The 6,596-nt window shown below is 48.7% G+C and carries 4 protein-coding genes, 1 tRNA gene and 1 pseudogene; 5 read left to right on the forward strand and 1 reads right to left on the reverse strand.

Annotated features, from left to right (window positions below):
* Window positions 1-419 (forward strand): annotated as a pseudogene (locus ABD07_RS14240) (hypothetical protein); the annotation flags it as partial.
* A gap of 554 nt (window positions 420-973) precedes the next feature.
* On the opposite strand, the gene ABD07_RS14245 reads toward ABD07_RS14240, so the two are convergent.
* Window positions 974-1,049, reverse strand: a tRNA-Lys gene (locus ABD07_RS14245).
* 411 nt (window positions 1,050-1,460) lie between these two features.
* Here ABD07_RS14245 and cysD point away from each other — a divergent pair.
* From cysD to galU, 4 genes are all read left to right on the forward strand, one after another.
* Window positions 1,461-2,357, forward strand: coding sequence for a sulfate adenylyltransferase subunit CysD (cysD, locus tag ABD07_RS14250; RefSeq protein ID WP_108697731.1), 897 nt, complete (start codon window positions 1,461-1,463; stop codon window positions 2,355-2,357).
* Window positions 2,357-4,264, forward strand: a complete 1,908-nt coding sequence (cysN, locus tag ABD07_RS14255; RefSeq protein WP_160818843.1) for a sulfate adenylyltransferase subunit CysN — start codon at window positions 2,357-2,359, stop codon at window positions 4,262-4,264. Before cysD ends, cysN begins: the two co-directional genes overlap by 1 nt.
* A gap of 183 nt (window positions 4,265-4,447) precedes the next feature.
* The gene (galE, locus tag ABD07_RS14260; RefSeq protein ID WP_160818844.1) at window positions 4,448-5,482 is read left to right on the forward strand and encodes a UDP-glucose 4-epimerase GalE; all 1,035 of its coding nucleotides are present in this window, start codon (window positions 4,448-4,450) and stop codon (window positions 5,480-5,482) included.
* 74 nt (window positions 5,483-5,556) lie between these two features.
* Window positions 5,557-6,447, forward strand: coding sequence for a UTP--glucose-1-phosphate uridylyltransferase GalU (gene galU, locus ABD07_RS14265; RefSeq protein WP_108697728.1), 891 nt, complete (start codon window positions 5,557-5,559; stop codon window positions 6,445-6,447).
* Window positions 6,448-6,596: the final 149 nt, after the last annotated feature.

Genomic DNA, 6,596 nt, shown 5'->3' on the forward strand with positions numbered 1-6,596 from the left:
ATAATCTTCCTATAACCCGGATCTTTGTGAGCAATCCGTATAGCGGCGGTCATGTGTCAGTGGATAATCACATTACCGGATTAGAGATATGGGATAGTTTCCCGTGCGGTGACGGAGTATCTTGCCATAATTTTGATACTGCTGCTCCTACAGTACCGGCTTCATTAGTATCAAAACTGTCCAATTACGGAACTGCTGCCAGAGTTGCATTATCTTGGAGTAAATCCTCAGACAATGTTGCAGTGGCGGGTTATAAGGTATATAGAAATGGAACAAATATCGCTGTAACCACTGCAAATACGTTTAACGATGTGCTTACTGGTTCTGCAAAAGGAACTCTTTACAGTTACACTGTAAAAGCAATTGATGCTGCGGAGAATTTATCTGCGGAAAGTAATACCGTACTAGTGACTTATTAGCTCTGAGTAACTCCTGAAGGCAGTTAAACAAGATCCCAAAGAGTGCAACCCATTCCACGGGGTCACTTAATTCGCCCTACTCATGATCGAATGCCGGTAATACTCCCGTCAGAGACATTTCCGGTAGAATTTCTCGATGAAATTCTGAGTTTCTTTCTAAAACAGTATGATTCTGAGCTGATGCAAGCATGGCCGGTATCCATGGCAGTCAATAAAGCAAGCAACCAGGGCAAACAGTTGATTGAGCCTATTTCTCTTGGTTGATTATCGGGCTTCATAAAATGCGATGTTAATTTTTTCTCTCACAAATGAGGAGTGAAAAATTAACATTGCCATCATATACTTTGCATTTATCGATTTTTGTCAACCAGAAAACCTTGCAAATTCACCAGTTTGTCAACTTGCACAAAATCGCAAACTGAACTTTATGCTTGAGGATAGAGGGCAGCTGTTGGGTAATTCCGAGCGGTTCAAAAAACCTGCAAAGTAACCCCGGTGTAACCCCAGGAAAAAATAAAGGGGTTAAGCATTTCTGCTAACCCCTTGTTTTTATTTGGTAGGTCGTGGCAGATTCGAACTGCCGACCAACGGATTAAAAGTCCGCTGCTCTACCGGCTGAGCTAACGACCCGAAGCGCGGCATTATACCTGAATCAATTGCCGATATAAATGGCTTTCTCAGATTGTGCGCTCATTTTTATAACAAGAAGTGAATATAATGTTTTGTTGACTGACAATATTGCGAGTATCGGATAAAATATTGACATAGGTTGAGGTTGGCAAAGTTAGGTAAAAAATTTACAGTAAATCGCATTAAAAACTCGACGTTGTAAATAATATTCCCTGAGCTATAAATCAAAATCCACATCCCATTTGGGATTTATTCTGTCTAAGATTAATGGACGTTTTTGGCGTGCTAATCACCATTCTGCGGCGGTAAATGGCTACAGGAAAAAAGTAGTCATTTCATATTAAATGCATCCAAGGCAATTTAATATAACGCTATACCGGCTGTGTTTACCAATAAAGGAAACAATTAATAATGCTGACACATTTACAGCGCCTTGAAGCTGAGAGTATCCAGATCATGCGGGAGGTGGTTGCGGAATGCGAACACCCGGTGATGCTCTATTCCATTGGAAAAGATAGTGCAGTGATGCTGCATCTTGCGGTGAAAGCATTTTATCCTTCAAAACCGCCGTTTCCGTTGCTGCATGTCGATACCACCTGGAAATTCAGGGAGATGATTGAATTTCGCGATGTCATGGCGAAAAAACTTGGGCTCGAGTTGATCGTTCATATCAATCCGCAAGGTGTGGAAAAGAATATCAATCCGTTCACGCACGGTTCGGCGATTCATACGGATATCTGGAAAACTGAAGGATTGAAGCAGGCGCTGGATAAATATGGTTTTGATGTGGCATTTGGCGGTGCGCGCCGAGATGAGGAAAAATCCCGCGCCAAGGAACGTATTTTTTCCATCCGCTCCGCGCAACACCGCTGGGATCCCAAACTGCAACGCCCCGAACTCTGGCGGCTTTACAATGCGCGCAAGCATAAGGGCGAGAGTATCCGGGTGTTTCCGCTTTCCAATTGGACTGAGCTCGATATCTGGCAGTATATCTATCTGAATAATATCCCTATTGTGCCATTATATTTTGCCAAGGAACGGCCTGTCGTCGAACGCGATGGTACCTTGATCATGGTGGATGACGAGCGTCTGCCGATGCGCGAAGGCGAGCAACCGATGATGAAAAGCGTGCGATTCCGTACGTTGGGTTGTTATCCGCTCACCGGTGCGATTGAAAGTGAAGCCAATACGTTGACGGCCATCATTCAGGAAATGCTGCTTACCAGAACATCCGAGCGGCAGGGGCGGTTGATTGATCATGATTCCGCCGGTTCGATGGAGAAAAAAAAGCAGGAGGGCTATTTCTAATGGCGCACGTATCTGATTTGATAGCCGAGGACATCGAGCTGTATTTGAAAACGCACGAGAACAAAAGCCTGCTTCGCTTCATCACATGCGGCAGTGTGGATGACGGAAAAAGCACTTTGATCGGGCGCTTGCTGTATGAATCCAAGATGTTGTTTGAAGATCAACTGACTCAATTGGAGTTCGACTCAAAGAAGGTCGGCACACAAGCCGGGGATTTGGATTTCGCGCTTTTGGTGGACGGACTGACGGCTGAGCGTGAGCAGGGCATTACCATCGATGTTGCATACCGTTTCTTTTCTACCGACAAACGCAAATTTATCGTAGCGGATACGCCGGGGCATGAACAATATACCCGCAATATGATCACCGGCGCATCGACTGCGGATGTAGCCATTATTCTGATCGACGCGCGCAAGGGCGTGTTGACGCAAACACGGCGGCATAGCTATTTGGTGTCATTGATCGGTATCCGCTATGTGGTGCTGGCGATCAACAAGCTCGATATGGTGGGATATTCCGAAGCGATTTATAACCAGATCGACCAGGATTACCGCACGTTTGCCAAAGAAGTGGGGTTGCAGAATATCGTAACGATTCCAATGTCCGCGTTGAAAGGCGATAACATCACGGAATTGAGCGTAAATACCCCGTGGTATCGTGGCGAAACGTTGATGGGTTATCTGGAAAACGTGCAAATAGAAGATACCGTTGAGAAATCCGGTGTTTTTCGTATGCCGGTGCAGTGGGTGAATCGTCCCAATCTGGATTTTCGCGGTTACTCCGGACTGGTAGTGCGCGGCAGCGTCAAACCGGGCGATGCTATCCGCGTTCTGCCATCCGGAAGAGAAAGCCGTGTGGCGCGTATCGTCACGCAAGAAGGCGATCTGGAGAAGGCTATTTCCGGCCAGTCCATTACATTGACGTTGACGGATGAGATCGATATCAGCCGGGGCGATGTTCTGGCGACCACCGATTCACCGCCCGGAGTAGCCAATCAGTTTGAAGCCACGGTGGTTTGGATGACTGATGAGGCGATGCTGCCCGGCAGGCCCTACTTGATGAAGATTGGTACAAAAACAGTAACAGCCAATGTTTCAACGCTGAAACATAAAGTCAATGTCAATACGCTCGAGCATGTTGCCGCGGCGAAATTGGAGCTCAATGAAATCGGGGTTTGCAATCTGAGCACGGATCAGTTGATCGCATTCGATCCTTACAGCGAAGATCGCGATACCGGTGGTTTCATCCTGATTGACCGGCTAACCAATAATACCGTCGGTGCTGGCATGTTGCATTCGGCCTTGCGCCAGCCGCACGATAGTAGCCAGTGGCAAGATTTCCACGTCAATAAGCAGGCGCATGCCGCACTCAAAGGACAAAAGCCCTTTATCGTCTGGTTTACCGGGTTGTCCGGCAGCGGCAAATCGACCATCGCTATGTTGCTCGAGAGAAAGCTGTATTCGCTCGGCAAGCATACTTATTTGCTGGACGGAGACACTATTCGCCATGGCCTGAACAAAGATCTCGGTTTTACCGATGCCGACCGGATTGAAAATGTCCGGCGTACTGCGGAAGTGGCCAAATTGCTGGTTGATGCCGGGCAGATCGTGCTGGTTTCACTGATTTCACCGTTTTCCGCCGAGCGTGAGATGGCGCGTGAATTGGTAGCGCAGGGTGAATTCTTTGAAGTATTTGTCGACGCGCCGATTCAGGCGGCAGAAGAGCGGGATCCCAAAGGACTGTATAAAAAAGCGCGCAGCGGCGAACTGAAAGATTTCACCGGACTCGATTCACCCTACGAAGCACCGGAAAACTCGGAAGTCCGCATTGATACGACGGCTCAAACACCCGAGCAGGCGGTCGAGCATATTATCAATTACTTGCTGGGCATTGGTGCTCTCGGTTGATGCAACCATAGTCAACCGTATTGGCAAGAACACAGCAAGTGCGTGCCGGGATGGCTAGACTGGCAAGCTTGAGTGCTGTTCGCTACACGGCAGCCGGAAAATAGCACCTGGTATTGACGTTTACGATTCCTGGTGCATTTTTTAGCGCTACATACCGGTCATTTATAGTCGAGGTCACATATCATGATTCTTGTTACGGGCGGTGCCGGGTATATCGGTTCGCATACTTGCGTGGAATTATTGAATGCAGGGTTTGACATTACTGTTTTCGATAATTTTTGTAACAGCAATCCCGAAGCATTGGCCCGGGTGCAGAAAATTACCGGCAGGAAACCCGCATTAATCACCGGTGATTGCCGTGACCGCGCCGCCTTGGTCAGCGCCTTGCAGACAAGCAAAGCCAAAGCAGTGATCCACTTCGCAGGACTCAAAGCCGTCGGGGAATCGGTGGAACAGCCGTTGTCCTATTACGATAATAACGTAGCCGGTACATTACGGTTATTGGAAGCGATGCAGGACTGCGGTGTCAAAACCTTGGTATTCAGTTCCTCCGCTACAGTCTATGGTGACCCGGTGCGGTTACCGTTGACCGAGGATCACCCGCTGACCGCAACGAATCCCTACGGACGCAGTAAGTTGATGATCGAAGAGATTCTGCGCGATGTGCAGCACAGCGACGCTTCATTCCGCATTGCCATCTTGCGGTATTTTAATCCGGTCGGCGCGCACGCGAGCGGGTTAATCGGCGAAGATCCGCAGGGAATTCCCAATAATTTGATGCCTTTCGTGGCGCAAGTCGCGATAGGGCGAAGGGAAGCACTGAACGTGTGGGGGGACGACTATCCCACACCGGACGGTACCGGCGTGCGCGATTACATTCACGTGGTCGACTTGGCGCTAGGGCATCTGAAGGCGCTGGAAGCACTCGAAGCCGCAGGCTCCGCGCAAAGTGATCAATATTCCGGTTGTTTGACCGTAAATCTAGGCACTGGACGAGGTTATAGCGTGCTGGATGTTGTGCGGGCCTACCAGCAAGCGAGCGGGCGGCCTATTCCTTACAAGATTGCCCCACGGCGTCCCGGTGACATTGCTTCTTGCTACGCGGATCCAAAACGTGCGCTTGAGCTATTGGGCTGGCAAGCAAAGCTTGGATTGGAAGATATGTGCGCGAGCAGCTGGCACTGGCAAAGTATCAACCCCAAGGGCTATCAAAGCTGACTGAAATTTTTGTTTTGGTTTACCGGAATCGCGTTAATGCGATAGTGGCGACTTAATATTAAGGAGAACTATAAATGAAAGCGATCAGAAAAGCGGTCTTTCCCGTGGCCGGATTAGGCACGCGTTTTTTGCCAGCAACCAAGGCGAATCCCAAGGAAATGCTGCCTATCGTTGATAAGCCGTTGATCCAATTCGCTGCTGAAGAGGCGGTTGCCGCGGGTATCGATGTTTTGATTTTTATCATCGGGCGTAATAAAAGCTCAATTCCCGATCACTTTGATAAAGCGTTTGAATTGGAAGCAAATCTGGAAGCAGGAAGAAAACAGGACATGCTGAACATTGTCCGCAATATCCTGCCGCCGCATGTCGATTGCGTTTATATCCGTCAAGCCGAGGCGCTTGGGCTGGGGCATGCCGTGTTATGCGCGCAGTCGGTTGTCGGCGACGAACCTTTTGCGGTATTGCTGGCGGATGATTTAATCGATGGCGGTGACCGCAGTTGTCTTAGTCAAATGGTGGATATATACGCGCAGCATCATTGCTCGATTCTGGGAATCGAACAGGTTCCGCCGAATACGGTTAACCGTTACGGCATCATCAGCAGTGCGCCGATTGCCAGTAACTTGTCCAAGGTCAATGCCATTGTTGAGAAGCCGCCGATTGACAAGGCGCCGTCGAATCTCGCGGTGGTTGGACGCTATATTCTGACACCGCGTATTTTCAAACTGCTGGAAAAAACGGAACGGGGAGCGGGTAACGAGATTCAGCTGACCGATGCTATCGCAAAACTGTTGCAAGACGAAACGGTGCTGGGTTATGAGTTTGACGGCAAACGCTTTGATTGCGGCAGCAAATCCGGGTATTTACAGGCAACGGTGGAGTTTGCTTTACAGCACCCCGAACTTAAACAGGAATTCGAAGCCTACTTAAGCGATTTGGTGAGAAAATTTCCCCAAACCAATTAATGCGCTGACCGCATCGCCGTACGTGCAATTCAGTTGCTGAATGTTATGGACTCAGCAGCGTAATGACAAAAAAAACGGCCGGACACATCCACTAGTGGGTGTGTCCGGGCGGTTTTTTTTTTCTGAACTGATCGATTGTTTCTGAATTT

The sequence above is a fragment of the Nitrosomonas oligotropha genome, assembly GCF_009833085.1.
Taxonomy (GTDB): Bacteria; Pseudomonadota; Gammaproteobacteria; order Burkholderiales; family Nitrosomonadaceae; genus Nitrosomonas; species Nitrosomonas oligotropha.